Annotated in this window: 21 protein-coding genes; 9 read left to right on the forward strand and 12 right to left on the reverse strand. The window is 60.2% G+C overall.

The window, feature by feature from the left end:
• Window positions 1-1,423, forward strand: a 1,423-nt coding sequence (locus ACFDR6_RS36025) for a calcium-binding protein (RefSeq protein ID WP_375861334.1), incomplete at its 5' end; no start/stop codon positions are given.
• Between the two features lie 62 nt (window positions 1,424-1,485).
• Here ACFDR6_RS36025 and ACFDR6_RS36030 read toward each other — a convergent pair.
• The 4 genes from ACFDR6_RS36030 to ACFDR6_RS36045 all read right to left on the reverse strand — a co-directional run bounded on the left by ACFDR6_RS36030 (window position 1,486) and on the right by ACFDR6_RS36045 (window position 8,176).
• On the reverse strand, window positions 1,486-2,514 hold the full coding sequence (locus ACFDR6_RS36030) for a transglutaminase-like cysteine peptidase (RefSeq protein ID WP_375861335.1): 1,029 nt from the start codon (window positions 2,512-2,514) through the stop codon (window positions 1,486-1,488).
• 227 nt (window positions 2,515-2,741) lie between these two features.
• Window positions 2,742-3,989 (reverse strand): HlyD family type I secretion periplasmic adaptor subunit, encoded by a 1,248-nt coding sequence (locus tag ACFDR6_RS36035; protein ID WP_375861336.1) that lies wholly within the window; start codon window positions 3,987-3,989, stop codon window positions 2,742-2,744.
• Window positions 3,979-6,255 carry a type I secretion system permease/ATPase gene (locus ACFDR6_RS36040; protein ID WP_375861338.1) on the reverse strand — a complete coding sequence of 759 codons (2,277 nt, stop codon included), beginning with the start codon at window positions 6,253-6,255 and terminating at the stop codon, window positions 3,979-3,981. Before ACFDR6_RS36040 ends, ACFDR6_RS36035 begins: the two co-directional genes overlap by 11 nt.
• A 223-nt stretch (window positions 6,256-6,478) precedes the next feature.
• Window positions 6,479-8,176 (reverse strand): TolC family outer membrane protein, encoded by a 1,698-nt coding sequence (locus ACFDR6_RS36045; protein WP_317240729.1) that lies wholly within the window; start codon window positions 8,174-8,176, stop codon window positions 6,479-6,481.
• A 399-nt stretch (window positions 8,177-8,575) separates the two neighbouring features.
• On the opposite strand from ACFDR6_RS36045, the gene gmd reads away from it, so the two are divergent.
• Window positions 8,576-9,646 (forward strand): GDP-mannose 4,6-dehydratase, encoded by a 1,071-nt coding sequence (gmd, locus tag ACFDR6_RS36050; protein ID WP_317240728.1) that lies wholly within the window; start codon window positions 8,576-8,578, stop codon window positions 9,644-9,646.
• On the forward strand, window positions 9,627-10,568 hold the full coding sequence (gene fcl / locus ACFDR6_RS36055; RefSeq protein WP_375861339.1) for a GDP-L-fucose synthase: 942 nt from the start codon (window positions 9,627-9,629) through the stop codon (window positions 10,566-10,568). The genes gmd and fcl overlap by 20 nt, the downstream gene beginning before the upstream one ends.
• A gap of 29 nt (window positions 10,569-10,597) precedes the next feature.
• On the opposite strand, the gene ACFDR6_RS36060 is transcribed toward fcl, so the two are convergent.
• From ACFDR6_RS36060 to ACFDR6_RS36070, 3 genes are all read right to left on the reverse strand, one after another.
• Complete coding sequence (locus ACFDR6_RS36060) at window positions 10,598-10,843, reverse strand: PilZ domain-containing protein (RefSeq protein WP_212080798.1); 246 nt, start codon at window positions 10,841-10,843, stop codon at window positions 10,598-10,600.
• 44 nt (window positions 10,844-10,887) lie between these two features.
• A complete protein-coding gene (locus ACFDR6_RS36065) occupies window positions 10,888-11,085 on the reverse strand; it encodes a hypothetical protein (RefSeq protein ID WP_212080799.1) in 198 nt (65 codons plus the stop codon).
• Between the two features lie 861 nt (window positions 11,086-11,946).
• Entirely contained in the window at window positions 11,947-12,210 is a 264-nt protein-coding gene (locus ACFDR6_RS36070) for a hypothetical protein (protein ID WP_212080800.1), read from the reverse strand.
• A gap of 575 nt (window positions 12,211-12,785) precedes the next feature.
• Here ACFDR6_RS36070 and ACFDR6_RS36075 point away from each other — a divergent pair.
• Window positions 12,786-13,052 carry a hypothetical protein gene (locus tag ACFDR6_RS36075; RefSeq protein ID WP_212080801.1) on the forward strand — a complete coding sequence of 89 codons (267 nt, stop codon included), beginning with the start codon at window positions 12,786-12,788 and terminating at the stop codon, window positions 13,050-13,052.
• A gap of 81 nt (window positions 13,053-13,133) precedes the next feature.
• Here the strand turns inward: ACFDR6_RS36075 and ACFDR6_RS36080 are convergent, their stop codons facing one another.
• Window positions 13,134-13,871, reverse strand: a complete 738-nt coding sequence (locus ACFDR6_RS36080) for a metallophosphoesterase family protein (RefSeq protein ID WP_317243986.1) — start codon at window positions 13,869-13,871, stop codon at window positions 13,134-13,136.
• 601 nt (window positions 13,872-14,472) lie between these two features.
• On the opposite strand from ACFDR6_RS36080, the gene ACFDR6_RS36085 reads away from it, so the two are divergent.
• Window positions 14,473-15,903, forward strand: coding sequence for an undecaprenyl-phosphate glucose phosphotransferase (locus ACFDR6_RS36085; RefSeq protein WP_212081817.1), 1,431 nt, complete (start codon window positions 14,473-14,475; stop codon window positions 15,901-15,903).
• Window positions 15,904-15,948: 45 nt separating this feature from the next.
• Here the strand turns inward: ACFDR6_RS36085 and ACFDR6_RS36090 are convergent, their stop codons facing one another.
• The 3 genes from ACFDR6_RS36090 to ACFDR6_RS36100 all read right to left on the reverse strand — a co-directional run bounded on the left by ACFDR6_RS36090 (window position 15,949) and on the right by ACFDR6_RS36100 (window position 19,499).
• Entirely contained in the window at window positions 15,949-16,236 is a 288-nt protein-coding gene (locus tag ACFDR6_RS36090; RefSeq protein WP_317240724.1) for a hypothetical protein, read from the reverse strand.
• A 487-nt stretch (window positions 16,237-16,723) separates the two neighbouring features.
• Window positions 16,724-18,955, reverse strand: a complete 2,232-nt coding sequence (locus ACFDR6_RS36095; RefSeq protein ID WP_212080803.1) for a Wzz/FepE/Etk N-terminal domain-containing protein — start codon at window positions 18,953-18,955, stop codon at window positions 16,724-16,726.
• A gap of 31 nt (window positions 18,956-18,986) precedes the next feature.
• On the reverse strand, window positions 18,987-19,499 hold the full coding sequence (locus tag ACFDR6_RS36100) for a hypothetical protein (RefSeq protein WP_317240723.1): 513 nt from the start codon (window positions 19,497-19,499) through the stop codon (window positions 18,987-18,989).
• A gap of 647 nt (window positions 19,500-20,146) precedes the next feature.
• Between ACFDR6_RS36100 and ACFDR6_RS36105 the strand changes: the two genes are divergently transcribed.
• The 4 genes from ACFDR6_RS36105 to ACFDR6_RS36120 are packed head-to-tail and all read left to right on the forward strand — an operon-like array spanning window position 20,147 to window position 24,900.
• Window positions 20,147-21,358, forward strand: a complete 1,212-nt coding sequence (locus ACFDR6_RS36105) for an acyltransferase family protein (protein WP_317240722.1) — start codon at window positions 20,147-20,149, stop codon at window positions 21,356-21,358.
• Window positions 21,359-21,365: 7 nt separating this feature from the next.
• Window positions 21,366-22,703, forward strand: coding sequence for a hypothetical protein (locus ACFDR6_RS36110; protein ID WP_317240721.1), 1,338 nt, complete (start codon window positions 21,366-21,368; stop codon window positions 22,701-22,703).
• 8 nt (window positions 22,704-22,711) lie between these two features.
• Window positions 22,712-23,815 (forward strand): acyltransferase family protein, encoded by a 1,104-nt coding sequence (locus ACFDR6_RS36115; RefSeq protein ID WP_375861341.1) that lies wholly within the window; start codon window positions 22,712-22,714, stop codon window positions 23,813-23,815.
• Window positions 23,812-24,900, forward strand: a complete 1,089-nt coding sequence (locus tag ACFDR6_RS36120) for an acyltransferase family protein (RefSeq protein ID WP_375861342.1) — start codon at window positions 23,812-23,814, stop codon at window positions 24,898-24,900. Before ACFDR6_RS36115 ends, ACFDR6_RS36120 begins: the two co-directional genes overlap by 4 nt.
• A 17-nt stretch (window positions 24,901-24,917) precedes the next feature.
• On the opposite strand, the gene ACFDR6_RS36125 is transcribed toward ACFDR6_RS36120, so the two are convergent.
• A complete protein-coding gene (locus ACFDR6_RS36125; RefSeq protein WP_317240718.1) occupies window positions 24,918-26,033 on the reverse strand; it encodes a glycosyltransferase family 4 protein in 1,116 nt (371 codons plus the stop codon).
• Window position 26,034 lies beyond the last annotated feature (1 nt).

The raw sequence follows: 26,034 nt of genomic DNA on the forward strand, positions 1-26,034 counted from the left end.
CTCGAGCGCGGTGAACGTCGGCAGCCAGATCGTGTTCCACGACGACGGTCCGGCATTCACTATTGTCAATGACGGCAACGACGGCATCGTCAGCCTTTCGACCTTCAATCCGACAACGACAACCACCTACACCAGCCAGTTCGCAGACTGGGTCTACGGTGCCGACGGGTACAGCAATGTTACTGCAACGGGAGCAAACGTTCAGGTTTCTTCCTATTCCGCTTCACAAATCGTGCTCAACTTGTATGACGGAACGAATGTCGTTGCCGAACTGACGCTGAATGCCGACGGCACCGATTCCCTGGAGGTATTACACCGGGCAGGTACGACGACCTTTACCTCAGTTGCCACCAGCCAAGCACAGGCCGGAGGTCCGTCAAATTCGCTGATCGTGGATTTGGGGGCCGCCACCAATTTCAACATCCTTGTGTACGGCGATGACGGCGATGCGCCTTCGAATGATCCGGGCAATGATCTGGTCAATCCGAGCAATCAAGGCTGGGCGGTAAAAGGAAATCAGGGGCAAACCATCGACCAAGACGAATCCATACTTTTCAAGTTTGTCGACGATGGCAACAATACGACGCCGCACGGCATCGACGACTTCAGGTTCAAAGCCGACGGCTTTACAAGCAATATGGCGCAGGCGTCGATCACCATCAAAGTCTATCTCGATGCCAACCTGACGACCTACGACCAAGTCACAATCAACGCGACAGACGGCCAACTGCTTCAGATCAGTCAGCTCGACTGGTCTGCCAACGCCGGGACGGGCAATTATGACCTTGGTGATGCCATTTACGGTGTCAGCGTTCTCTCAAGTTCCACCAATACCGGCGGTTTCCGCCTGAATGGGGTTGAGGTTGGGACGCAGTCCACGACTCCGCCGCCGGATCTCGATTTCAATAACATCCAGCTGACGATTACCGATGGCGACGGCGACACCAAGGTACAAACCTTCAACATTCATCTCGATGGAGACACAGGGAATCTCCTGACGACTGAAGCTATCGCCGGGACTTCGGCCGCCGACAACTTGCTCGGCACGGCTGGCAATAATGTTCTGATTGGCGGTCCTGGAAACGATACTCTGACTGGCAATGGAGGGAACGACATCTTCATTCTGAAGAGCACCGCCGCTGCTAACGGCCACGACACGATCACCGACTTCAACGCCGGTGACAGCATCGTCGTTGACGTTGCCAGTCTGAACCTGAGTATCAGCAATGCGCAGCTTGCTACGTTCACGCAAGTGACGGACGCCGATCAGGCGGCGTCATGGAATGGGAGCGCGAACCAGTTCCTGTTCAATACTCAACACAACGAGCTCTGGTATTCCGCCAATGGAACGGCAGCGGCCGCTGTTGATCTTGCGCAGATGAGCACCGGTGTACCCGCGCCGACCGCGATCCACATAGCCTAGCGCGCAGTTTGCGTGAACGATGAACCGCCGGCGATAGTCTCGCCGGCGGTTTTGTTATGGGCTCAAAGCAACAATGGCAGGGTCCCGAGCGCGCCCGCGCCACCCGCATTCGCCGGCTCGGCGCCCACCCATTGGGATCCCGTCGCTGTCGCGGCCGGCGTGGCCGACATTTCTGCACCGTTCGGTTTCGCCTTCGCATAAGGTTTCGCGAACAGCTGCACTCCGTCGTGATTGATGGCGAACAGCGGCGTGAAGTTCAACTCGCCATTGTCTTCCCGGAGGCTTGACCATCGATTGTCGAGGATCAGCCAGCGGCCGTCGAGACGCGCTGCGAGGACCGCATGGTCCTGCCGGACCGCGCGGTCACGGACGAGGAGCACACGCATGTCGGCTTCCGGGAAGCCGGCTTCGCGAAGTGCGACATATTTGGCGATCGCATAATCCTCGCAATCGCCCTTCGCGCTTGCAAAGGTGGCCAGCGGCGTGCTCCAGCGGTCGAGCTCCCTGAATTGAATGACATCGCTCACATAGCGGATCGCGGTGTTGACGCCGAGATTGACCTCTTCGAGCTGCGCGCGTCCGGATTTCGCTTTGGTCGCGGCGACGAGCCGAAGAAATTGGGCGACATGGGCCGGGCAGGAGGCCGCCTCAGAGCGGCAGCGCTCGAGCACGATCTTCTCCTGGGCAAGGTCCGTTTCCACGCCGCGCCATTTGCGCCACAGCAGGCTCTCCGGTGCGCGAAATGCGGAAAGCCCAAACGGCTCGTTGCCAACGGACGGGCCGTCGGAGGAAGGGCCGCCGTCTGTCGCTGCGTCGGTGAGCGTCGTCTCGTGCGGCGTCAGGGTCGCCAGGCGAAGTGCTTTCGGTCCCCGGCCGCGCTCGCGATCGAGCTTCGCAAGGACCGCGTTGATGGTGAAGAATGTCGCCGGACCCTGCATGGCCTCCGGGGTGGGCAGAGTGACCTCGGCAGCGGATTCCTGCGGATTCCCGACCTCTGCGGCGAACGCAGTCTGGTCCGCGATGCCATCGAGGGAAATCAGCATGACTGCCGCAAACGCGAGCGTGCGCTGCCGTCCAAAACGCGACTTCATTGACCGTCCCCATATTCCGGGACGTCAGCCAGCGTCTTTGCGCGCTTGGTCTTTCATCCCGACCTGTTATGGACGCAGCATGCGCGGTCGGGCGCTTAAGGCGGGTTAAGCTGGGGGAAGAGGCGCAGAGAATGAGCCGGTGCGCTAAACAGCGCCTATCCGGAGAAGCTAAATCCTGGAACTGCAAATTTATGATTGATTAAGCAACCGGTCACGAGCACCGCCGGTTAATGCTCGCGCAGGGCCTCGTCCCGCAGGGTGCGGGCCGGCTTCAGGATGTAATCCAGCACGCTCTTCTTGCCCGTCAGAATTTCGACCGTCGTGACCATGCCGGGAATGATCGGAAGCGGACTTTGCTCTGTGCCGAGGTGATTGGTGTTCGTCCGTACCATGACGCGATAATACGTCTCCGGCCGCTGAGCCGCCTCGCCCTTGTCGTCGAGGATGGTGTCCGCGCTGATCCGTTCCACCTTGCCATTCAGATGGCCGTAGACGGACGAGTCGTAAGCGGAGATCTTGACGACCGCATCCTGGCCCGGCCGGATGAACGCGATGTCCTGCGGTCTTACCTTGCTTTCCACCAGGAGGGTGTCGTCGAGAGGAACGATGTCCATCAAGTTGGCCCCGGGCTGAACCACAGCGCCGATCGTCGTCACGTTCAGCTTGTTGACGATGCCGCGGACCGGGGAGCGCAGATCGGTTCTGCGTACTCTGTCCTGAGCAGACTTGATGTTTTCGTCAAGGACGGCAAGGTCGGTTCGCGACTTGGCGAGGTCCTCGTCCGCCTGAGCGCGGAAGGTCGATCCGATGTTCGCAATCTTCGATCTTGCTTCGGCCATTTGGCCCTTGGCCTCGGCTGATTGACGCTCCAGTCGAAGCATTTCGATCTCGGGAACAACTCTTTGTTCATACAGCCTGCGCGTCAGGGTCAACTCGCGCTCGAGCAACGCCGTTGTTTGGGTCAACCGGCCAATTTGCTGGTTGAGAACGTCAACGTCCTGGGCGACCTTTTGTGCGCGTGTCTTGAACACACTCCTCTCGGTGGCGGCCGACGCCGGTGCGAGTTCCTCGGTCTGATCGGGAAAAACGAGCTCCGTGCGTCCGTTGGCCTCGGCGCTCAGACGCGCCACGCGGGCGGCCACGGCGGCCCGACGCTCTCTTATCTCCCCGAACTCCGATGCAAACTTGGTATCGTCAATTCGCATCAGGGATTGACCCTGCTGCACCACTGCGCCCTCCTGGACCAGCAGGTCGCCAACAATTCCGCCCTCGAGCGACTGTACCACCTGAATCTGTCGTGACGGGACGACCTTGCCGTTCCCCCGCTTGACCTCTTCCAGCACGGCGAAATGCGCCCAGACAATGAACGTGGCAAATAGAGCGAGAAACGCCCACAACAGCATTCGCGACGTCTTGGGCGTTCTCAACCGGACGGCCGCGCGAATGTCGTTGGCGTAGGCAAAATCAGATGACATTGGATCTCTGCACAACTGGGGTGGTTTGCGCGGGCTTGGGCGCCGCGGCCGCAGGCTGGGGGGCGGGCGGCTTGCCCTGCAGCAGGCTCAGGACCTTGTCGCGCGGTCCATCTGCGACCAGACGACCATTGTCGAACAACAACAGGCGATCGACCATTCCGAGCAGCGACAGACGGTGCGTCGAAATGATGATGGTCATCCCGTCGTCGAGCGCTCTCAGCCGATCGAGAAATTCGCTTTCGCTCCGCACGTCGAAATGCGCGGTGGGTTCGTCCAGAAACAAGATCCTGGGTTTGCGGATCAGGACGCGGGCCAGTCCGATGGCTTGTTTTTGGCCGCCCGACAGGCTTCGGCCGCCTTCGGAGATCGGCATGTCGTAGCCCATCGGGTGTCCCGCGATGAAGCTCTCCACCCCGGCGAGGCGTGCTGCCGCCAGCACTTCCTCATCTGTCGCGGCCGGATAGCCCAGCGTGATGTTGTCGCGCAACTTGCCAAAGAAGAGGTCGGTGTCTTGCATGGAAAAACCGATTCCGGAACGCAAATCGGCAGGGTCGTATTGGCGCGAATCGACATCGTCGACGAGAATGCGACCTTCTTGGGCCTCATAGAAGTTGAGCAACAGGCGCCCTACAGTGGTCTTGCCTGAGCCAACCCGGCCGATGATCCCAACTCGTTCGCCGCGTCCGATCTTGAACGTGACTCGGTCGAGCGCCTTGCCGGGAGCATTGGGATAGGTGAACGAGATATTCTCGAAGCTGACGGTCCCGTTTTCTATCTTCCGCGCGACATAGGTCCGTTCCGGAGAGCGCTCTCGTTCGAGCGTCATGATCCGATCGATCGACTTTAGCGCCGTGAAGGTTTGTGTGCCGCGCATGATCACCGACGCGACGCCCGCGATTGGCGAAAGCACTCGACCAGCAAGCATATTTGCCGCGACCAATGCGCCGACCGTCAGGCTGCCGTTCATGATCAGGAAGACACCGATCACAATCAGCAGCAGACTGGTCAGCATTTGTGCCGAATTTGCTGCGGTAAGCGCCAGCGACGACCAGAAGTGAACAGCTTCGCCAGAACGGGCCGTCGCGGCCACCGAACGTTCCCACGCGGTTTGCATTCGCGCCTCGCCGCCTGTCGCCCGGACGGTTTCCAGTCCCGTGAGAGACTCGACGAGCACACCGTGCCGGGCCGCTGACTCCGCTTGCAGCCGCTTCATCGCCCGATTGAGCGGTCGTTGCAGTCCGATGCCGATCCCGATCATCACAGGCAGCATGAGCAGCGGCACCCAGGCCAGCGGACCGGCGACCACGAACAGTACGCCGATGAAGAGCACCGCAAAGAGCAAGTCGGTGGCTGAGACCACGCTTCCCGACGTGAAGAATTCGCGAACAGAGTCGAAGTCACGGAGCTGATTGGCAATGATACCGACCGATGCGGGCCTCTGCGCCATCTTCACGGCCATGACATGTTCGAAGATGTTGGCCGCAAGGACAACGTCGATGGTCTTGCCGGTCACATCGATCATCTTGCTCCTGACCATACGCAGGATCAGATCGAATAGGATTGCCAGGCCCATTCCGATGGAAAGAGCAATGAGTGAAGGGATTGCTCCATTGGGAATGACCCTGTCATAGACGCTCATCGTGAAGAGCGGCATGGCAAGCGCCAAGATATTGATGAGCAGGGCCGATAGAGCGATGTGGCCGTAGTTTCGCCAGTGAGCCCTCACGACCGACCAGAACCAGTGATGTCGGGGCAGATCACCGGCGGCAAGGGCCCGGGGGTCTGATTCCGCGGAGGCCCGAACAAGAAAGGCGTAGCCGGTATATCCGTCCCCGATGTCATCCAAAGAAATGATTTTTGGTGCATAGGGCCGATCCGATGGATCTAGCACCCTGATGCTCCGCTTGGCTTCATCGACGCCCAGCAGTATCAGCGCTGTCCCGTTCTTCATGATGAGGACGGCTGGAAGAACGAGAGGCGGAATGTCCGCTACGTCTCGTTGAACGGCCTCAGTTTCCAGGCTGGCGCGACGCGCAGCGCGTTCGAAAAGGGAGACCGTCAGGCGACCGTCCGTGATCGGCAGTCCGCCGAGCAACGCATCGCGCGTGACCGCCCGGCCATGGTGCGCCGCCAGGAAGACAAGCGAGTCCGTTAGGGGGTCGACGTCCCGCTCGCGGGCGGCGGGTTGAGCTGACGAGGTTGGTTCTTCGGGCGTATCAACAAGGCGCGCGCGATGATCAACCGGATGCTTTGTCTGGTAAAACAAGCTGTTATACCTTAATCAAATTGGCGAAACCGGCCCAGAAAAACGCAGTCATGATACGACAGTTCACCGGCTAATACATTCCAGCATTTTGACTTAGATGATTAACGATTAATACCTGTCCCGCTTCGAATGATACCCGTGAGATAACGGTGGCCAGCTGGACCTGTTTCCAAATGAAAAGCCGCCCGGAAGGGCGGCTTTCGCGACTTGATGGCTCTATGTGCTATTTCGGTTGAGGCGAAAACGCCGTCAGGAGCCAGTGTGGCTTCGTCTCTTTCGCATATGCAGTCCGCTGGTCGCCTTCCAGCACAACCGGACTACCCTTGGGCTCTCGTTGCGCCAGCCACTCTGATGCGCCGACAATCTTGGCCGCGGATGCCGTCTTGGTGGTGTCGCCCGACCAGCGTTCACTGAAAGCTTGGGACGCGGTAGCCGGCGCTGCCGCCGACAGGCGGACAGGGGCTGCGGCAGGGGGCTGGACCGGGACATGAAGGGGTTCGGATCCAGTCTGGGGAAGCGTCCAACGGAAATTCGGTGCGCTGTAGTTGGGCAGGCCAAACAGATTCAAGTCTGTGGGGGCGGCATCCACCGGGGGAGGCGCCTTGAGGTACTCAATGAGTGTTCCCATGGCCGCCAGCAATTGATAATCCGCAAAAACGACCACGGCCCGTGCCGACGTCAGCGACACCGAGGCGTTGAAGAACTGGTTCTGCGCGTTCAGCAGGTCGATTAGGGAGCGCTGCCCCAGTTCATATTCCTTCTGGAAGGCAGCAATGGTCTTCCTGTCCGCCTGCAGCTGATTGCTCAAGGCGGAAATGCGGGTCTGGGTTATGGTACGGGCGTTCCAAGCCTTGTCGATCGATTCATTGGCATCGCGCTGCAGCCGAGCATGCCGCATCGTGGCCTCGGTAAAGCGTTCTGCCTTCTCGGTTCGGTTCCACGCATCTTGGCCGCCGCGGAAGATGTCCCAAGACATCACCACTTTGCCGCTATAATCCTCATGCGTAACAGAACGCGCCCCTGGACTGCTCACGTAAGGAAATGAGTTGTCGTAGTGTGTGGCCCTTCCTTCCAGGTAGAACTTGGGGGCGAAAAGACCGTCCGTGCTCTTGAACGCATGCTTGGCCGCATCCGCGTCGGATTGGGCCGCGGTAATCGTTGAATTGAACCGCAGAGCAACGGCAAGGGACTCGTCGCGGCTTCCTGGCATGCCCCGCAAGGGCCCCGGGAATCGCAAGTTATACGGCTCAAGGCCGACGACCTTACGGTACTTTGCCCGCGCGTCCTCGAGGCTGCGGCGGAATTCCGCCAACGCGGCCCGGGCGTTTTCAACACGCTCTCTGGACTGCTCAAGATCACCTTCGCCGGCGCGGCCGCCGGAGAAGCGGGAGTTCACATTCGCGAAGATCTTGTCGTGGTTTGCAACGTTCTGCTCGCCGAGACTCACAAGGCGCATGTAGCGCACGACATCGACGTAGGCCTCGGCGGCATCGAGTGCGATGAGCTCGGTTCGTTCCTTGACGCGGGCGGCGGCGGCATTCACGCGAGCCGTCTGGCGCCAGACTTCGTGGATCGAGGTAAAACCGTCAAAAAGAAGCTGCCGAACGACCACCGATTCCTGACTGCCATTTCGCCAAGGCCCCGAACCCGTGGTGGGAACGGCTAAGTTGGGTGCGATGAAACCCGGCGATTGGTCGAACTTTTCCGGGCCGTAGCTGGCGTCAATGCGCACCTGCGGCAAAAGCGTGCTTTGCGTTTGCCGCAGCTCACTTTGGGTTGCCCGGCGATTTGCCGAGGCTTCTCCGACGCCCGGGTTTGTCTGCATTGCCTGGCGCAAGGCATCATTAATGGAAAATTGCTCCGCCAAAACGGGGGTTGTGGTCAAGAAAAGGCCTGCGAGGGCCAAATATACCGGCTTCATAATACTGCCCTACCCCAAATTACCAGAAATTCCCGGTAACGGCTGAAACTAACAAGTCCTCCCAGATTCACATATGACATTTCAGTCACAGGTTGCTGCAAACGAGCGGCCGGAAACGGTCCGACTGCGATTAGAATTGGTATTTTGATACCAGTACGAATGGCGCGTTTCGGATTGATCTAAGGCGAGGTTCAGGAGATCAGCGAGGTCCTGCTCCAGCTTCGTGCCTCACTATGCGGTGGTGTCAGATTGCCGGCCACCTTGGGGCAAGCGGGACGGAGCGGTTGGCAGGGTTGACCTTCAGCCATCGCCATGATCGAGAGAGATCAGGACCTTTCTCGAAGTGCGATCTGCATCGCGCATCGCGGATGACGTGCTCAGGAGAGCAGCAATTTTGACATGACCAAGCAGATCGCTCTCATCACGGGTGTAACCGGCCAGGATGGTGCCTATCTGGCCGAGTATCTGCTTTCGCTGGGCTATGTCGTACACGGCATCAAGCGGCGCTCGTCGTCATTTAATACGGCGCGCGTCGATCATCTCTATCAGGATCCGCATGTCGGCGAAGTCCCGTTCCTGATGCACTACGGCGACATGACGGATTCAACCAATCTGATCCGCCTGATGCAGCAGATCCGGCCGACCGAGATCTACAATCTCGCCGCCCAAAGTCACGTTGCCGTCAGTTTCGAGAGCCCGGAATACACCGCCAATGCCGACGCGATCGGCGTGCTGCGTCTGCTGGAGGCGATCCGCATTCTTGGGATGGAGAAGGAGACGCGGTTCTACCAGGCTTCCACCTCCGAGCTCTATGGCCTGGTGCAGGAGATCCCGCAGAAGGAGACGACCCCGTTCTATCCGCGCTCGCCTTATGGGGTGGCAAAGCTGTACGGCTACTGGATCACGGTAAACTACCGCGAAGCCTATGGCATGTTCGCCTCCAACGGTATTCTGTTCAACCATGAGAGCCCCATCCGTGGCGAGACCTTCGTGACCCGCAAGATCACGCGTGCCGTCGCGCGCATCGAGGTCGGCCTGGAAGAGACGCTCTATCTTGGCAATCTCGAAGCCAAGCGGGATTGGGGCCATGCCCGCGACTATGTCGAGGGCATGCACTTGATCCTGCAGGCCGATAAGCCAGATGACTTCGTGCTTGCCACCGGCGAGATGCATTCCGTGCGGGAGATGGTCGAACTGGCCTTCGCGCAGGTCGGCCGCCGCATCGAATGGCGGGGCGTGGGCGTCGAGGAAACCGGCGTCGACGCTGGAAGCGGCAAGACCGTGGTCCGAATCGATCCGACCTATTTTCGACCCACGGAGGTCGATCTTCTGGTCGGCGATGCCAGCAAGGCGCGCACCGAGCTCGGATGGAAGCCAAAGCGGAGCTTTGTCCAGCTGGTTGAGGAAATGATGGCGAGTGATCTGGCCGAAGCACAACGGGACGCTGCCAATGGCAACCGCTTCCTTTGAGCTGAAGGGCAAAAGCGTCTACGTCGCTGGTCATCGCGGCATGGTCGGCAGCGCGCTGGTGCGCCGGCTGGCGCACGAGGAGGTTGAACTGGTGACCGTGGATCGGCGCGAGGTCGATCTCTGCAATCAGGCCGCCGTATTCGATTGGTTCGCGAAGAGGCGGCCGCACGTCGTGTTCGTCGCCGCGGCCAAGGTCGGAGGAATTGCCGCCAATAATACGCTGCGCGCTGAGTTCATCTACGACAATATCACGATCGCGGCGAATGTGATCCATGCCGCGCATCTGAACGGCGCCGAGAAACTGATGTTTCTGGGGTCCTCCTGTATCTACCCGAAGCTGGCGCCACAGCCGCTGCGCGAGGACTCAATGTTGACCGGCCCGCTGGAGCCGACCAACGAGCCCTATGCCATCGCCAAGATCGCCGGCATCAAGATGGCGGAGGCCTATCGCACCCAGTATGGGAGCGACTTCATCAGCGTGATGCCGACCAATCTCTACGGCCCTGGCGACAATTATCATCCCGAGTACAGTCATGTCGTTGCCGCTCTAATCCGCCGCTTCCACGAGGCGAAGGTCGCGGGCGCAAAGGGGGTCGCGGTGTGGGGCACCGGCACGCCCCGGCGCGAGTTTCTCTATGTCGACGACATGGCGGATGCCTGCGTCCATTTGATGAAGACCTATTCAAGCGCGGAGCTTGTCAATATCGGCACGGGCGAGGACATCACCATCGCGGAGTTCGCGCGTATCGTAGCCGAGGTCGTCGGCTATCGCGGCGAGATTACCTTCGACGTCTCGCGCCCGGACGGGACACCGCAAAAGCTACTGAACGTTGCTCGTTTGACGGAAGCCGGTTGGAGCGCTCGGACGCCGCTTACGGCCGGACTGAAGCTCGCCTACGAGGACTATTTGCGCCGCCGTTAGGGGCGGGTCATGAACGAACCTTCTCCGCCTCAAGGTTTCTCGAACACGACTCCGATGAGATTGGCGCTCGACCAGACGAGGCGGCAGCTTCGGATGATGCGATCTTTCTCGAGCATCAGTTTGAATGTGAAATTCACGTACCGTTCCGACGGAAGCTCAATTGCTGCCCCTTGTTCCGACATGTTGACGACGCGACAGCGTAAGCTGGCGCCGTCGCCTGAAATGTAGGCGACCTCGTCCACATCGACGCGGTCGAACGTTCGACGTTCTATCATTCTATTGCAAGCCGCAACGAGCTCACGTGCCAGCGCCCCTTGTCTCAAGCATTCGAAAATTGTCGCGCGATCTGCGCTTCTAGGTCTGATCGTTGCTTGGCGAGACTCTCTCTTTGCTCAAGCATATCGTGACCGTCACGTTCGAGCACTTCAATCAAGATGGTTTGGTTTTCTATACAGAGTTGCTTGGCCGCAATTTCTCGTGCAGCGGTAGCTAGTTCATCGTCGCAATGTGAGGTCATGGGAAATCTCTTGGCTGCCGTTTGGCGAGTAAAGCTAAATCCTACCTGACCTTACCTGCGAAAAGGTTACCTGATCGGTGCTGCCCCTCGCACACACGGTACCGACGTAACTTTGGGGCGTCATGGTGAAGCATCATGATCGAAGGCGAGGCCGGCACCAACTACCTCCGAGACATCATGTTGACGCCTCTCACCCGTCGACCTGCCGCGACCGCATCATGCTTGCGTTCGACTTATCACGTGTGGGGTGACGGCGAATGCCGGGGCGGCGGACCGCGGCCATCTGCTCTCGGCTGCCGATAGTCCGCAGAGGCCCACGGCAGCATAAACCTGGCCTCGAACAGCACCGCCGAGCAGATAAGGCCGCAGCGCCCTTCGTCTCGTGGACGCGCTCCCTCCCTCAGGAAAACGTGCCCTGCAAGGTCAATCGGCACGTCTTTCGGGATATGGATCACGGCGGACTCCTGCAGGACCTCTGGCTCGAGCAAGCCAGCCCGCTCAAACTCCCTTATGAGCTGCTTGATCGCCTGGAGCTGTCTGCGAGCCGCTTTTACTTGCTATCACTTTGCCGTCGTTCGCCAGCGCGCCGGGGCTGACCAGCTCTACGTTCATCAGCGTGTGCGAGGTACCGGAGATCTCTTCGCGAAAAAGCCGCTCGACCATCGACGGCGATGTTGGTGGAGTAGAGGGCTTGATCTCCACACTCGAGTTTTAGGCAGTTCATTCCGGCTCGGGAGCCGAAGGCCAACCGGTCTTCAACTAGGGGCCCCCTCAAACGAAAACCGCCGCCACTGGTCTCAGCCCAGCATGTGCGGCGGTTTGGAATCGCATGGTGCGGCGGTCTGCCGACCGCCCCCGCGCTTACCGGACGTACCAATATCCCCACCAGCGCTGCGACACCGGCCGCGCCTGCGCCTTCATGGCCGCGACTTCCTCGACCGGGCGAAGCTGGGGACCATAGACCGCGGGCGGGTAAACGTCGTCCCACAGCACAAGCCCGCCCTGGGCGGCGGCTGCGCGATGGGGCGGAGCAACGGCGAGTTCGGCGGCCGGGGCGACGGACGTCGTCACGGTGAGCCCAAGGGCGGCCAGGGCAATGGATGGAATAAGGGCCCGAAAGTTCATTGGATTGAATCCCTCTGAAATGCGGTGAGAAATAATGCGACGGCTGCCGGACGGTTGCAAGAGTATGGCGCGACCGAACTGCCCGAAGTTCCTCGTCATGGCCAAGGTCTGCTCGGCCAATCTGCGGCCGGCGGCGGAGCGCGTCCTTCTCTCCCTCATATAGAGCGGCCGCCATACGGAGTATTGGTTGATCGTCGCCGATCGAGACGAGATGCGGCGGCGGCCAGCAGCGAGTGCACACTGGGAATGCAACCTTGAACAATCTTTCGGCGCCGATGAGTGATCGAGAACCATGATGTCGACACACTGCTCGCTCTTGATGTGAACAGGACTATCCAGGACGACTCCATGACTTCTGCGTTTGTTTCCGCTTCCATTTTCGGCGCTGGCCTCATCCTTGGATACGCGCTGCGCGTTTGGCGCGTCGAACGAAGAGGTGCGCACTCATCCTACGGCGCTTCGGACCAGACATCCCAACCCACCTCAACGTTCGGTCACCCGAGACGAGCCTTCTAGATGTCGTCGAATTCGCTGCCGGCATCCGGCCTCACACCGAAACGAAGGGGCACGACGACATGAGCGAGCCCAAGAAGGACGCTCCGCGACGCTACATCGTGGATGGCGCCGGGCAGCGCGTGCTCGTAGGTCTGACGATCTCGGAGACCGTCGAGTTTGAAGCGCTGGACAGGCCGGACACCGATCTGATTGGCGAAACGGCGCGCGTCCGTCAGGCCCAGCACGGCGAACGTTGGGTGGAGCTCTACATCAAGCACGAACGAGCCTGGAGCGACTGGATGGCGCAGACCCGTGCGCGGCTGGAGAAGCCGCCGTTGGTCAACTAGGGGTTGATTCTGGGCAGCAGACAACCACGCCATCCCCGGCGAAGCCTCCTCGCGCGTCAGTGGCAGGCGGTTGTCCTCACCTCACACCGCGAGCATGCGGCTGCCCTGAATGCTCATCAGCGTGAGATTGCCGGTCGCATAGGCGCCGGTGTCGATGTTGACGCGGTTTGCCAGGAATTCGGCGCTGCGGACCGGCGTATGTCCATGCACGATGTATTTGCCGAACTGCTCCTCGCTCCGCAGGAACTCTTCGCGAATCCAGAGCAGATCCCGCTCCGTCTGCTCAGCCAGCGGAACGCCCGGGCGAACGCCGGCGTGAACGAAGAAGAAGTCGCCGCAACTGAAGCTCAGCCGCAGATTGTCCAGGAATTCCAGATGTTCGGTAGGCATTGCCCGAATCAAATCGCGCAATATCGATGCCGGCTCGTCGCGCTTCAAGTCAGGCGGGGCGAGCCCGTAGGACATCAATGTCTGCGTCCCGCCGACGGCAATCCAGTCCTCGAACAGCGAAGGATCTTCGAACACCCTCACAAGAAACGCCTCGTGGTTTCCCTTGAGGAAAACCGCGTTACCCCGGCGGCTCCGTTCGACCAGGACGTCGAGAGTGGCGCGCGTATCCGGGCCGCGGTCGATGTAATCGCCCATGAAGACCTCGATCGCATAGCGCGGCCGGCTGCAAGCGACGTCGGCATCGATCACCCGCAACATCGGCTGGAGCAAATGCGCGCATCCGTGGATATCGGAGATCGCGTAGATGCGAACTCCCTCCGGCAATCGCGGTTTGGGGATGGGCGGACGTGGTCTGGCGAGAGATATCATGGCGCTCAATCGATTGGGTCGTCGAAAAGTTTCCCCAAGTCGCCGGCACCGGAGGGCTTCCATCCAACACGAACGAGGCGAGTTCGGCGAGGGAGCGTCCCTGTTCTCCGGCCCGATCACGCCAAAAGAAGGGCGGCATTTCTTGCCCACCTTGGGCAGCGCGAACAACTGGTCCGCAGGAATTGCATCGCCGAATGCGACGGTGCGGCAAAGTTGCATGCCTGCACGAAATTTCGCGACGCACGCCCAGATAGAATTCCCTCGAAATTCTCGCGAATGATCCGCCGCGCATCATCAGAAAATTGAATCGCCCGAAAGATGAGCGGCGATGCGCTCGCGCGACGAGCAGGCATTGCACGGAGCGTGGAACTTGATTCAAAATGGGGCAACTCGTTCGCTCATATGTCATCACTGTGACGACTTTTTCAGCGCATCGAATTTCGCTGCGCATTTCAACATCGCGTATCATCCGTGCGCCGCAAAAGTTTTGCGTGCGGCGCCACAATCTCGCTGCGATCAACCAACACTTTCAGTGCGGGGATTGACGAGTCTTCAGCATCACGATGAGCGTCAGACACTCTCTCGATTGACAGAGGTACGAATGGCTGTTGCAACTTATGGTTCTGAAAACACTCACGCGCTGTCGTCGATGCGCGGCAGCTCACTTCAGAGGCCGTTTCAGATCGTCGTCATGGCTGCGGACTTTCTGCTGATCCTGCTGAGCTATGCCGCGGGAGCTTCGCTGTACGGTGCGGCCGTCGCTTCGCCCACCGATGGCGCTTCGGTGGGAGCGGGGTTGTTTGTCGGCGTGGTGTTCGTTGCGGTCGCTTATTTCCGGGATGTCTATGCCACGCACCGCCTGCTCAATGTCGTATGGCAGCTTCGAAAGGCGGTCTTTATCTGGCTGACGTCTCTGACGATCCTTGCCGTTGCGGCCTTCCTGCTGAAATCGACGGACAATCTCTCCCGGGGCACCGTCATCGTGTTCGCCGTGATCGGCGGACTTGGCCTGATCAGCCTTCGCTTCGTCTGGCAGGCCGTGTTCGGCACGAGCTTTGCTAGAAGTCGGCTGGTCGATCGCAAGGTGATCCTGCTCAGCCTCAAGCCGCTCGATTTCACCTCGAGCCGCTTCAAGGATCTGCGGAGGAATGGCTTCGATGTCACGCGCCATTTCGTGCTCGGCGCCGATCGGGACGACGGCCAATGGGAGCGGCAGATTCGCGACGTGATCCGTCAATCGCGCTCGGCTGATGTCGACGAATATCTGCTTGCGATCGACTGGAACGAATTGCCGATGCTCCGCAAGCTGGGACACCATTTGCGCGCCGTCCCGCAGCCCATACGCCTGCTGCCGGATGACCCGGTCGCTGATCTGGTGGCCCGTCCCTTTCTTCCCGTCAGTGGAACCGTAGCGGTCGAAATCCAGCGGCCGCCTCTCAATATTATCGAGCGGTTGCAAAAACGCTGTCTCGACGTGGGTGTCGCCCTGTTCGCGCTTGTGATGCTGACACCGCTGCTGCTGACCGTTGCCCTGCTGATCAAGCTGGATTCCCCGGGAACCGTTATATTCCGGCAGTCGCGCCGCGGCTTCAACGGCAGGCCCTTCGAGATCTGGAAATTTCGCACGATGACCGTCAGCGAGAATGGCGAGACGGTAACGCAGGCGACAAAGAAGGATGCCCGGGTCACCAAGATCGGGCGGTTCCTTCGCATGACCAGCATCGACGAACTGCCGCAGCTCTGGAACGTGCTGCGCGGGGATATGTCACTGGTGGGGCCGCGTCCTCACGCTCTCGCCCATGACAATTATTATGACGAGCTCATCAGCAAATACGTCTACCGGCACCACATGAAGCCGGGTCTGACTGGCTGGGCGCAGGTGAACGGGTTCAGAGGGGAAACGCCGACGATCGATCTGATGGAGAAACGGGTCGAGTACGACGTGTGGTACGTCGGCAATTGGAGTATCTGGCTCGATCTGAAGATCATGGCCCGCACCGCATCCGCAGTGATGTTCCAGGAAGCCTACTAACCACTCGATGTCTCGATGATCTGGAACGGCCGGCTCTTGAGCCAATCAGGTTCCATCCCGCCTCGACCTGCTGAAGAGCCGCACGACCGCATCGCGTAACGCGAGCAACGGCGGCACCAGCACGAAGAATGCCCCCATCGCGACGGAGACGATGACATGGCGAACCGAGAAGGGTTCGTCCTGGCCGATTTCTCGTGCGCTGGGATCGATTGGCGCAGGCGAAAGCGTCGTCGCCATCGGCTGCCGACGCGGCTTGCGTGGGGGAACCACGATCAACACGAACAGGATGTTGAGCAGAACCCAAACAGTCAAAATCGTCAGGACGATCAGCATTCCGAGCCTACCGGCAAAGAACTACAAATATGCGCCGAGGTTAGCCTGAGGGAACCCAGAAAGAAAGATGCCCAAAATTTCGGCATTTGAAGCATCGAGGACCGGATCGCCTCGTCTTATCGACAGATAATTACCAATTGGCGCACTGTCGTAGCGATCACCGCCTTCGTCAATCATTGCTTTTGGCTAGAGCAATAACTGCAAGTTGTGGATTCCGGACGAATACGGAGGCCTGAGCGGTCCGGTGGGCCTGGCGCAATCTCCGGCTTCGCGCGCGAAGGGCACATTCGATCGCCTTTCAGGGACAGTTCCGCAAGACGCGAAAAAGGCCCGCTGCCAGAACGGCAGCGGGCCCGAGGTCGTTACAATTCGGCTGCGCGCGGCGCCGCCTAAAGCATGATCCGGAAAAGTGCGCAGCGGTTTTCCGAAAAGCTCATGCTTCAACGACAACCTCAAGCGCGATGGCTATTCCCAATCGCATCGCGCTTTAGGCATGCTCGACGTAGTAGCTGTTGTGGTGCTTGCCCTTGTACGCCTCGATGCGCTTGAGCATCTTCGGGTTGGCGCGGTTGAGCACCGCGCCGAGCAGCTTCTTCTGGAGGACTTCCGACCCGGAAACCGACTCCTGAAGAGCGCTTCTTGTCGTCTGTCCCCATTCGATCACGTAGACCATGGCGTCGATCAGGAGGCTGACCGCCTTCGAGTCCGCGACCGGCATCACCGGGGCAAGATCGATCACGATGTATTCGTAGTGCTCTCTCAGCACCTTGAGCAGTTCGGCCATCGCCTTCGATCCAATCACGTCGGCCGAATTGACCATGCGGGAAGCCACGACGGACGGCAGGAAATCCAGGCCCGTTTCCTTGCTTCGCTGCACATGGTAGCCGAGGCTCGCCGGGTCGGCGAGAGCCTCCACCAGTCCGCTCTTGGCATTGGGGGCGAGCTCTCGGGTCAGCGAGCGCGTGTGCAGATCGCCGTCGATCAGGACCGTGCGATGTCCGGTGAGGGCGATCAACTGTGCGAAGTTGGCCGCCACCGTCGTCTTTCCTTCCTTGGGAAGGGAAGACACGATGCCGATCACCTTGATTTCGCGGGTCAGGCGCGCAACATCGATCGACACCTTGATGTTGCGCAGCGTCTCCGCGAACCGCGAGAACGGATGATCGACGACGTAGCGGGACAGATCGGGTGAGCCTGCTTTGCCTGACGTCGAAAGCAACGCGCCGGTCGTCATCGGCGGACGAATGTCCGGCAGGACTCCGAGGCACTTGACGCCGAGCTCCTCCTCGACCTCGGCGGGGGTCCGCAAGACGTCGCTGAGCAGTTCGCGCCCAAATGCGACGCCGAAGCCGAGGCAGAGGCCGCCCACCAGGCCGCCGACAATCGCCAGGACCGTGCGCGGCGAGCTCTTGCGATCCGGCTTGGTCGCGGTGGTGATGAGGCGGGCCTCGCTGAGCGGAAAGCTCTGATTCTGTGTCGCGCTTTGCAGTTTCTCGAGGAAGTTGTTGTAGAGGTTGCGATAGGTGTCGGCGGCGCTTTCGAGGTCGCGCAGCTTGACTGCGGCCTGGCCGGTGTCGCCGGCCTGAGCGACGAGTTCCTTCACGTTCTTATCGAGGGAGGCTTCCCGGCTCTTTGCGATCTCGTAGTCGCTGCGATAGGCGTCTGCGATCCGACGCAGTTCGTCGGCGATGTTCTTGCGCAGCTCTTCCATCTTGTTGGCCAGATTGACCGCTGCAAGATGCTGCTTGCCGTAGCGTCTCGACCAGTCGGCATACTGGGCCTGGAGGTCGAGATATTGTGCGCGCAGACGGGTGATCACTGAATTGTTGAGGGCGTCCGTCACGGTTGATTGCGCAACATCCTGATCGGAAATCGTATCGATCCGGTCAAGCCGGGCCTTGGCCTCGGCGGTCGCCGCCCGCGCTTGAACCAGTTGGGTGTTCAGGTCCGACAATTGCTGCTCGGACATCAGGCCGCGGCTGGTGCCGACGATGTTGTGCTCGGCTTTGAAGGTTTGCACGGCGCGGTCGCTGGCCGATGCCTGCTCGCTCAGCTCGATGCTGCGCTGCTGAAGCCATTCGGTCGCCCGCCTGGTGGACTGATATTTGGCTTCCAGGGCACCGACGAGGTAGGCATTGGCGATGGCGTTGACGATCTTGGCGGCCTTGTCGGGGCTTCGTGAGCGATAGCTCATCGACAAGACATACGTCGTCAGAACGCGCTCCGTCCTCAGGTTCTTCTGAACCGTCCCGACCACCGCATTTTCGAGCCGCTCCTGGGACGCCGGTTCGCCGGAGCCAAACACCGACATGATCTTGCCGAGGACGATGGACAGCAGGCCTGGATTGGAGCCATTGAATTCCGGATCGTCGGTCAGCTTCAGGCGACGGACGACCGAGAGAATCAGGTCGTTCGAATTGATGACCTCCACCTGGCTGTCGACGTAGCCGGTGTCGATGAGCGCACTGTTGGCGTTGCTGTCCTTGTCCAGCACCTGCGCCTGACGCGTATCCATCATGATCCGGGCATTCGCCGTGTACATCGGTTCCGCCGTGACCAGGTAGATCATCACCAGGGCCAGCGAAGCTCCGGTGCACGCCGCGATGATCGGCCACTGCCGGCGCAGGACGTCGGCCACGCGCTCGAAGCTGAGGACTGCTCCGCCGAATTCGATGCCGAATCGGTGTCCCGACTGGAAATGTTCTCTAGGCTGATACATGTGCTAATTCGCTGCCTTTGACGATCGCTGATCAGTTCGGAAGGGGGACGGGCTTGAACGGGTTGGCCAGCTTGGTTCTCCACTCGCCTTCGAGCAGTGCTCCGCCGCGGCCCGGCTGCGGCGAGGACTTGATTTGCGATTGGACCTGGATGCCAGAGCTGTCGTCTCCTGCGCCGGAATAACCGGCCTGCACGTTGAGATCACTGATCCGCTGCACGAAATCCCTGATCTTGCGCGAGGCGTCCGGCTTGGTCGACGTGCAACGTGCTTCGGCAATGCGCAGCGCAGCGCCGATGGACGAGCGATCGGTTGAGGCCGCGGCCGAGATTAGCGTCTGCACGGAAGGCAGCACCGACGGATTTGTGGCGACATAGCGCGCGAGCCAAAACCGCAACTTCTCCTTGTCATTGCGCAACCGCTCCAGGAGCGAGGAGGGCGACTTCACGAAGGTGTCGAGTTCGAGCTGCGAGGCGCGGTCCGAGAATTCGACGCACTGCGCGCGGCAAGCACCGGCGCTCGACACGATGAGCACAGAACCAATCAAGACACTCGCTAGCCATCGCGGCTGCGCATGACGACGTGTTAGTCCGCGGCCCATCCGTGTTCCTTGCTTCTGTTGCAATAGGAGAACAGGTGAAACTTGGCAGGTAACTGTGTCATCTTTTTGTGCGATGCAAAAGCCGGTGCAGAGGTCGTCGACTTACCAACCGCCTTGCTCCTTCTCGCTGGTTGCAGAAACAAGATCTACAATGCCTGCGAGATCGGCATGTTGCGCTCATGAATGTTGCAACTTGGAAATTTATGAGCCACTCCCGCATCCGCTCGTCGCAAAACCGACACAAGTCATGACACGCGCTTGTTGTTCCCTGGGGCCGCGAGAATTTTCGTGCGGCATCTGCACGCAGACAAATCAATGTGCTGCAAACGCCCTCGATCGCAACAGCGCCGAATTTCGCGCATACTTTCCGCGCAAATACCCGCAATCATCCCACGTTGATTGGCTTGCGCGCCGAAGCAGGCGCGCGTCGGATAAAAGTGGCATGAACTTGGCGCTCGCATGTCCGAAAAATCTGCGAGCCTTGAAATTATCGTCGGGCGTCATGCATCGAATGCCAGTCAGCGATCGCAAAGATTGAACACGCGCGCGACCTGATACACACTGCTGCGATGCAACAGGCACGGAATGTTGATGTGACGGAGTTGGTTCATCGTGAGAAGGCGCATGTCCAGCCGCTCGACAGCATCCGGGGCATCGCCGCGACTTCGGTGGTGATCCACCATCTGCTGCTGATGCCGACATTTCTCGCGGTATTCCCGCACAACGCCTGGATCGACTGCTCCTTCTTCAGGAGCGCATGGTTGCTGGTCGATCTGTTCTTTGTTCTCAGCGGAATGGTCATGGCGTTGAGCTACATCGAGAGCGACTTCACGCGCTTCTCGCTGCGCAAATTCATGATACGGCGCCTGGCGCGAGTCTACCCGCTGCATATCGTCATGCTGCTCGCAAACCTCGTCTTTCGCCTGCTGCGCATCGGCCTGGTCATGGCGGGCGTCGTGGTCGCCGCCCCGACGGCCTTCGAGGTGAACAACGCCTATTCGTTCGGCCTCAATGTTCTGCTGCTGCATTCGATGGGCTTCATCGACTATCTCAGCTGGAATGCACCGAGTTGGAGCATCAGTGTCGAGTTCTACACCTATCTGGTGTTTGGCCTGATCGTTCTGCTTGCTCTGCGCATGCGCTCGCTGTCGTGGTTTTATGTCCTCTGCGGGCTGCTCGCGGTCGGAAGTCTGGTCTTCATCATCTTCGTGCTCGAAAAGAAGAGCCTCGAGCTTCAGACGGATTTCGGTCTTCTGCGCTGCTTCGTCGGCTTTTTCCTGGGCGTGTTGATGGTGAGGATCGTCGATCGCCTGCCGGCCAAACCGGCCCCAGCCGTACAGGGCGCGTTGCAATTCGTCGCCATGATCGCAAGCGTCGCCCTGGTGTCCCTGGCGGAGACCAATCCTGCGGCGACGTTCCTTGCCCCAGTCATCTTCGCGATCTTCCTCGGCAGCTTGCTGGCCTTTCCGGATGCGCTGCTGGTGCCGCGGATCCTGGGAGCCAAGCCTCTGCTCTGGCTCGGGCGCCGTTCTTACTCCATCTATATGGTGCACGCGCTCGTGGTGCTGCTGGCTGAATATTTCGTGCGGGCCGTGGGAGCGGGGCGAATCGCCGCCCTGGATTCGAGCTGGGCAGGGCTGCCGGCTACGCTGAATCTCGTCGTCTCACTGGCCGCTGTGCTGGCGGTTTCGCACTTCACCCATCGCTATGTCGAAATTCCCGGCGGCAAGCTCCTGCGAAATGTATTTGGAAGCTCCCCGGATTTTGCGCCATCCACCGCCCGGTCGGCGCGGCTGAGCAATTGAGCCGGGCATGAGCACCTTCGCGCCGCAACCCCGCCGTATCACGCTGATCAGTCTCAACATCGAGGCGATCGCGCTCGGAGCCTATCTGGTGCGGGACGCCTTCGGCGGTCTGATGCGGTACTACACCAGCATCATGCATCTGGACACGCTTTGGTTCGTGCCAGACGGCATTGCGCTTCTGTGCCTGGTACAGTTCATCGTGCATTGTATCCTGCGCAATCGCAGTATCCTGGCTGCAGTTGTCCTGGTGCAGATCATGCTGTCGCTGGTGCTCGGCTATTTCATGCTGGGAACAGCCAACGCGGCGATGTCGTCGTTCAAGATGATGCTCCCGGTGTTCGTCGGATTTTGCTTCTGCGACACCAGTTTAGGCTCTTACAAGAAGTTGCTGTCGGTCATCGCGGCGACATTCTACCTCTCGCTGATCGGCGTGCTGCTGACGAAATTCTATCTCATGCCCTGGGTCGGCTACAAATATGAGTCCTTCGGCGCCGTGCGTGAGGCGGGCCGCCTATGGTGGGCCTATGGAGGTGACGATCAGCGTCTCACGGGCTTTGCTGCCGAAAGTACCATGGCGGCCTTCTTCATACTCGTGTCCTTCGCAATTACGTCGATCCGCAAGAGCACGATGTGGTGTCTTCTGTACGGCTCTCTTGCGATCTACATCATCCGTCTGACGACCAGCAAGACGACCATGATCGTCCTCGTGATCTACTTGGTTCTGCTGCTGTTCGTGCGGATGCTGCCGGAGAAGTCGCGCTTTCCCGCGATTCGGACCATTGCGCTGTGGTCGTTTGCCGCCATCCTCGTGCCGTTCTTCATGATCGTGCTTGCCTCCGGTACCGCCGCGGTGCCGCACACAACCCTGTTCAGCATCGTCGATCGCATCAACAACAGCTGGCAACTCCCGTTCGTCTACCTGAACCAGCTCATGCCCATCGGTCTCGTAACCGGTTGCGGCGTTGGCTGCTTCAACTATCCGCAGAAGCTGTTCTCGCCGCTTGCGCATTTCTGGGTTCCGGTCGACAATTTCTACATCGGTACGTACCTGATGTTCGGTCTCCCGTTCGTCGCCTTCATGGTGATGGTGTTCCGGGCGACGTTCGCAGCGACCGACGTCTACAAGCTGACGCTGATCTTCGTCGTCAACCTGTTCACGATCACAGTTCTGAACTACGGTCCGGCGTCCGGCCTGCTCATCATCGCGTTGAGCTTCAGCGAAGTGTTCTCGCGGCGTGCGACCTTCGCGCGGGCAGGTGACGCCGTGCCAATCATCATGCGGCCACCGATGCCGCCATTGGAAGGCTTCCGCCCGGATATACCGGCGGCGAGCGGAAGCAGGTGAGAAGAACGATGCATAAACGGCTCGCATTCATCGATACGCTTCGCGGCATTGCCGTACTGGCGGTCCTGGTCCAGCACGTCTTCGAGGTCATTCTCGAAAAGCATCCGACGGGTGTCTATTACGGGCCCCTCCACGATATATTCGGCTACTACATGAACTTTGGCCGGTTCGGCGTCGTGTTGTTTTTCTTCGTGAGCGGCTTCGTCATTCCGTTCAGCTTCCCGGACAGCGCCACGCCTGTGCGCGATTTTACGATCAGCCGCTTCTTCCGGCTCTACCCGGCATATTGGACTTCGATCGTTGTCGGGCTCACGTTGGTGCAGCTGCTGGATTCGAAGAGTTTTCCGCTGGGGCAGGTCGCCGCTAACGTGACGATGTTGCAGACTTTCGTGAACGTCCCGAATCTCTGGGTGTTCTATTGGACTCTGGCGATAGAGCTCTTGTTCTACGTCGGATGCACCATTCTCTTTGCGATGGGGCTACTCAACCAGCGCCTCACAGCGGTGACGATCGTCGTTGCCGCCGCGCTGGTGGGAACCACAGCGGCACTTCTCGTTGAGAGCAGGGCAGTCTCCTCGGTGATGGAGGTCGGCTTGAACCTCTCGGCGATGTTCCTGGGCAAGATCATCCGCGACACGGTCATTGGCGGCAAGCTGCGGTGGACCCATGTGACCGTCTGCACGCTTTTGTATGCGGTCTTCGCCGCCACCCTGTCCGACCGCCGGTTCGGCGGCGTGTATCACGAGAATTTCTTCTACAGTTATTCGATCGGATCGGCGTATATCTGCGCGGCGCTTGTCTTCATCGGCTTTGCCGTGTTCGGCGAACGTATGGCCTGGCGCCCGATGGCATTCGTCGGCGTGATCAGCTATTCGGTCTACCTGATGTCGCCGTTCGTGATCGTCTTCATCCATCGCCTCGTCTGGTTCGGCGACGGGCCGCTCGGATGGTCGATTTTCCTGGTCGTGATTCTGGCACTGTCGATCCTCGTCAGCTGGATGACATTCGCGTTCATCGAGAAGCCCAGCATTGCCTTCGGGCAGAGGTTCCGCTCGGCGCGAAGAAAGCCTATTCTCGCGCCGGCCCTCGGCACCCAGGGTGCCGCGGAGTGATCAAGGCACCGCACCAGCCGGGCGCTGCCGATCACGGATCGTTCGTTCCGTCGGTCCAGGGACTTCGGGCCATCGCGGCGCTGAGCGTGCTGATGGATCACTTCTACGACATGCCTAAAGCAGGGATGTACGACATCCCGAATCCCGGCTTCCTGCCGCCGCTCTGGCCCTGGCTGCAATCGGTCATCAATGTCGGCGGACACGGTGTCGAGCTGTTCTTCATGATCAGCGGATTCCTGATTCCGGCGAGCCTGGTGCGGCACGGCTCGCTCTCGCGGTTCTTCTACGACCGCGTGCTGCGTATCATGCCGGTGTTCGTCGTCCTGCATCTGGCGTTGTTCGTGATCGGGCCGATCGTGGCCTACAAGTTCTTCCGCGGGATCGATCTGACCAGCTATCTCACGATCTTTGCGGCCAATCTGTTCTTCGTGCAGGACGCGCTCGGCTTGCCCATTGCGCAGCAGAACGCCTGGACGTTGACCTATGAATGGGCGTTCTACATCTGGTTTGCGCTGACATTCTCGATGTGGCGCGGCGGGGGCCGGCTGCTCGCGGCGCCCCTGATCCTGCTGGGTCTGGCCTGCCTGATGCGCTGGCCCATCACTGCGTTCTTCTGCATCGGCATGCTGTTCAGTGCGACGGGATTTCGTATCTCCATTCCCGGCCGCCTCGGGCTGCTCGCGGGCGTGGTCTGCGGCGCCGCCTTGTATGCGAGCCTCGTGCTGTTTCACCCCTTCGTTGGTCTCGTTCCCGGATTTCTGCTGTTCGCCATGGTGCTCGCCCCGGAATCGGGCCTCGGCAGGACTCTGAGCACGCCGGCGCTGCAATATGTCGGCAAGATCAGCTACAGCCTCTATCTCGTGCACCCCTTCGTGCTCTTTCCCCTGCAGGTGATCGGCCAGAAGCTGGTTGCTGCCGGCGTCGACCGCTGGCCGCTGTGGGCCGCCTTCATCGGGCTCGGGCTGGTGATGTCACTCGTTGCGAGCGCGATTACTTATGAATTGATCGAGGTCAGGCTGAGGCGCCTGTTGGACGGCGCGATCCGCGGCGTGTTCTTTCGACGGCAGATCGAGCAATCGGTTTGAGAGGCAGCGGGTCGCGGTCAGCTCACGGTCCGGCCGGCCAGCCTGTGATAGGACCCGAGAAGCTGCGCGGCGATGCGATCCCAGTTCAGCAGGCCGGCTGCAGTCTGCCGTGCGCCCTCGGTCAATGTCGCGGCAAGAGGTTTTGAAGTCAGCACCCGTTCGAGTGCGTCGGCCAGTGCCGTGGCATCGCCGGGAGGAACCAGCAGCCCGTTGACGCCGTCCGTCACGACGTCGGGAATGCCGCCGGTGGCGCTGGCAACGACCGGACGGGCGTTGCCGTAAGCGGATGCAAGCACGCCGCTCTGCGTTGCATCCTTATAGGGCAGGGCAACGACGGTCGCGGATTGAAACAGCCGTCCGGTCTCCGCAGGTGAGATATAGGCGTTGATCGCCTTGACCGTCGGCATCGCCTCCATCCGCGCGCCGAGCCGTGTCATCTCGGGTCCGCGGCCGGCGACGATCGCCTCATGCGCCACGCCGCGCCGGGCCAACATGTCGATCGCATCGATGAACACGTCCAGGCCCTTGTAGGCCCACATCCGTCCGAAAAACAGGATTCGCGCGGCCTCCGGCTCGGCGAGCGCCCCCTTGGCCGGCGGAACCATGAGCACGCCGTGCATGCTGGAAACGGTCTCGCCCTTGAAGCCGGGCGAGGCGCGGCGAAAATCGGCAATACAGCTCTCGCCATGCGTCGTGACGACCGATGCGGCCGCGCGCATGCGCTCGCGCCAGGCATCTTCACGCGGCGAGGTGCCGGAGCCGCCCTCCGAATGCGGAATCGCATCGTGAACCGTCAGCACCAGGGGAATGCCAAGCGGTCGGAGCAGCTGGATCAACTTGGATGTGTAGATCTCCGGAACTTCGTGACAATGAATCACGTCCGGACGAAACGATATTATGTCGAAGAAGGACGCGGGGATCCCGATCGCGCCGCCGCGGCGCAGGCTCAGGTCGCGGATTCGGGTCTCGAACGGCGCCGCCACGGCGATATCCGCCAGTTCCCATTGCTGGTTCGCGTCCTTGGCGTTGAGCACGAGGCGGACGTCGCAATGATGTGCCAGTCCCGCTGCGAGCCGGTAGGAATATTCCGCAAAATGCGGCGCGTAGATGGCCACGCGGAGGCGCTTGGCCATG

It is taken from the genome of Bradyrhizobium tunisiense (assembly GCF_042263385.1).
In the GTDB taxonomy this organism is placed as follows: Bacteria; Pseudomonadota; Alphaproteobacteria; order Rhizobiales; family Xanthobacteraceae; genus Bradyrhizobium; species Bradyrhizobium tunisiense.

Bases quoted from the DNA above. Each gene is read 5' to 3' on its own strand.
- ACFDR6_RS36030 (WP_375861335.1), bottom strand. From the start codon at position 2,514: ATGAAGTCGCGTTTTGGACGGCAGCGCACGCTCGCGTTTGCGGCAGTC.
- ACFDR6_RS36035 (WP_375861336.1), bottom strand. From the start codon at position 3,989: ATGTCATCTGATTTTGCCTACGCCAACGACATTCGCGCGGCCGTCCGG.
- ACFDR6_RS36045 (WP_317240729.1), bottom strand. From the start codon at position 8,176: ATGAAGCCGGTATATTTGGCCCTCGCAGGCCTTTTCTTGACCACAACC.
- gmd (WP_317240728.1), top strand. From the start codon at position 8,576: ATGACCAAGCAGATCGCTCTCATCACGGGTGTAACCGGCCAGGATGGT.
- fcl (WP_375861339.1), top strand. From the start codon at position 9,627: ATGGCAACCGCTTCCTTTGAGCTGAAGGGCAAAAGCGTCTACGTCGCT.
- ACFDR6_RS36060 (WP_212080798.1), bottom strand. From the start codon at position 10,843: ATGATAGAACGTCGAACGTTCGACCGCGTCGATGTGGACGAGGTCGCC.
- ACFDR6_RS36065 (WP_212080799.1), bottom strand. From the start codon at position 11,085: ATGACCTCACATTGCGACGATGAACTAGCTACCGCTGCACGAGAAATT.
- ACFDR6_RS36070 (WP_212080800.1), bottom strand. From the start codon at position 12,210: ATGAACTTTCGGGCCCTTATTCCATCCATTGCCCTGGCCGCCCTTGGG.
- ACFDR6_RS36075 (WP_212080801.1), top strand. From the start codon at position 12,786: ATGAGCGAGCCCAAGAAGGACGCTCCGCGACGCTACATCGTGGATGGC.
- ACFDR6_RS36080 (WP_317243986.1), bottom strand. From the start codon at position 13,871: ATGATATCTCTCGCCAGACCACGTCCGCCCATCCCCAAACCGCGATTG.
- ACFDR6_RS36085 (WP_212081817.1), top strand. From the start codon at position 14,473: ATGGCTGTTGCAACTTATGGTTCTGAAAACACTCACGCGCTGTCGTCG.
- ACFDR6_RS36090 (WP_317240724.1), bottom strand. From the start codon at position 16,236: ATGCTGATCGTCCTGACGATTTTGACTGTTTGGGTTCTGCTCAACATC.
- ACFDR6_RS36095 (WP_212080803.1), bottom strand. From the start codon at position 18,955: ATGTATCAGCCTAGAGAACATTTCCAGTCGGGACACCGATTCGGCATC.
- ACFDR6_RS36110 (WP_317240721.1), top strand. From the start codon at position 21,366: ATGAGCACCTTCGCGCCGCAACCCCGCCGTATCACGCTGATCAGTCTC.
- ACFDR6_RS36115 (WP_375861341.1), top strand. From the start codon at position 22,712: ATGCATAAACGGCTCGCATTCATCGATACGCTTCGCGGCATTGCCGTA.
- ACFDR6_RS36125 (WP_317240718.1), bottom strand. From the start codon at position 26,033: ATGGCCAAGCGCCTCCGCGTGGCCATCTACGCGCCGCATTTTGCGGAA.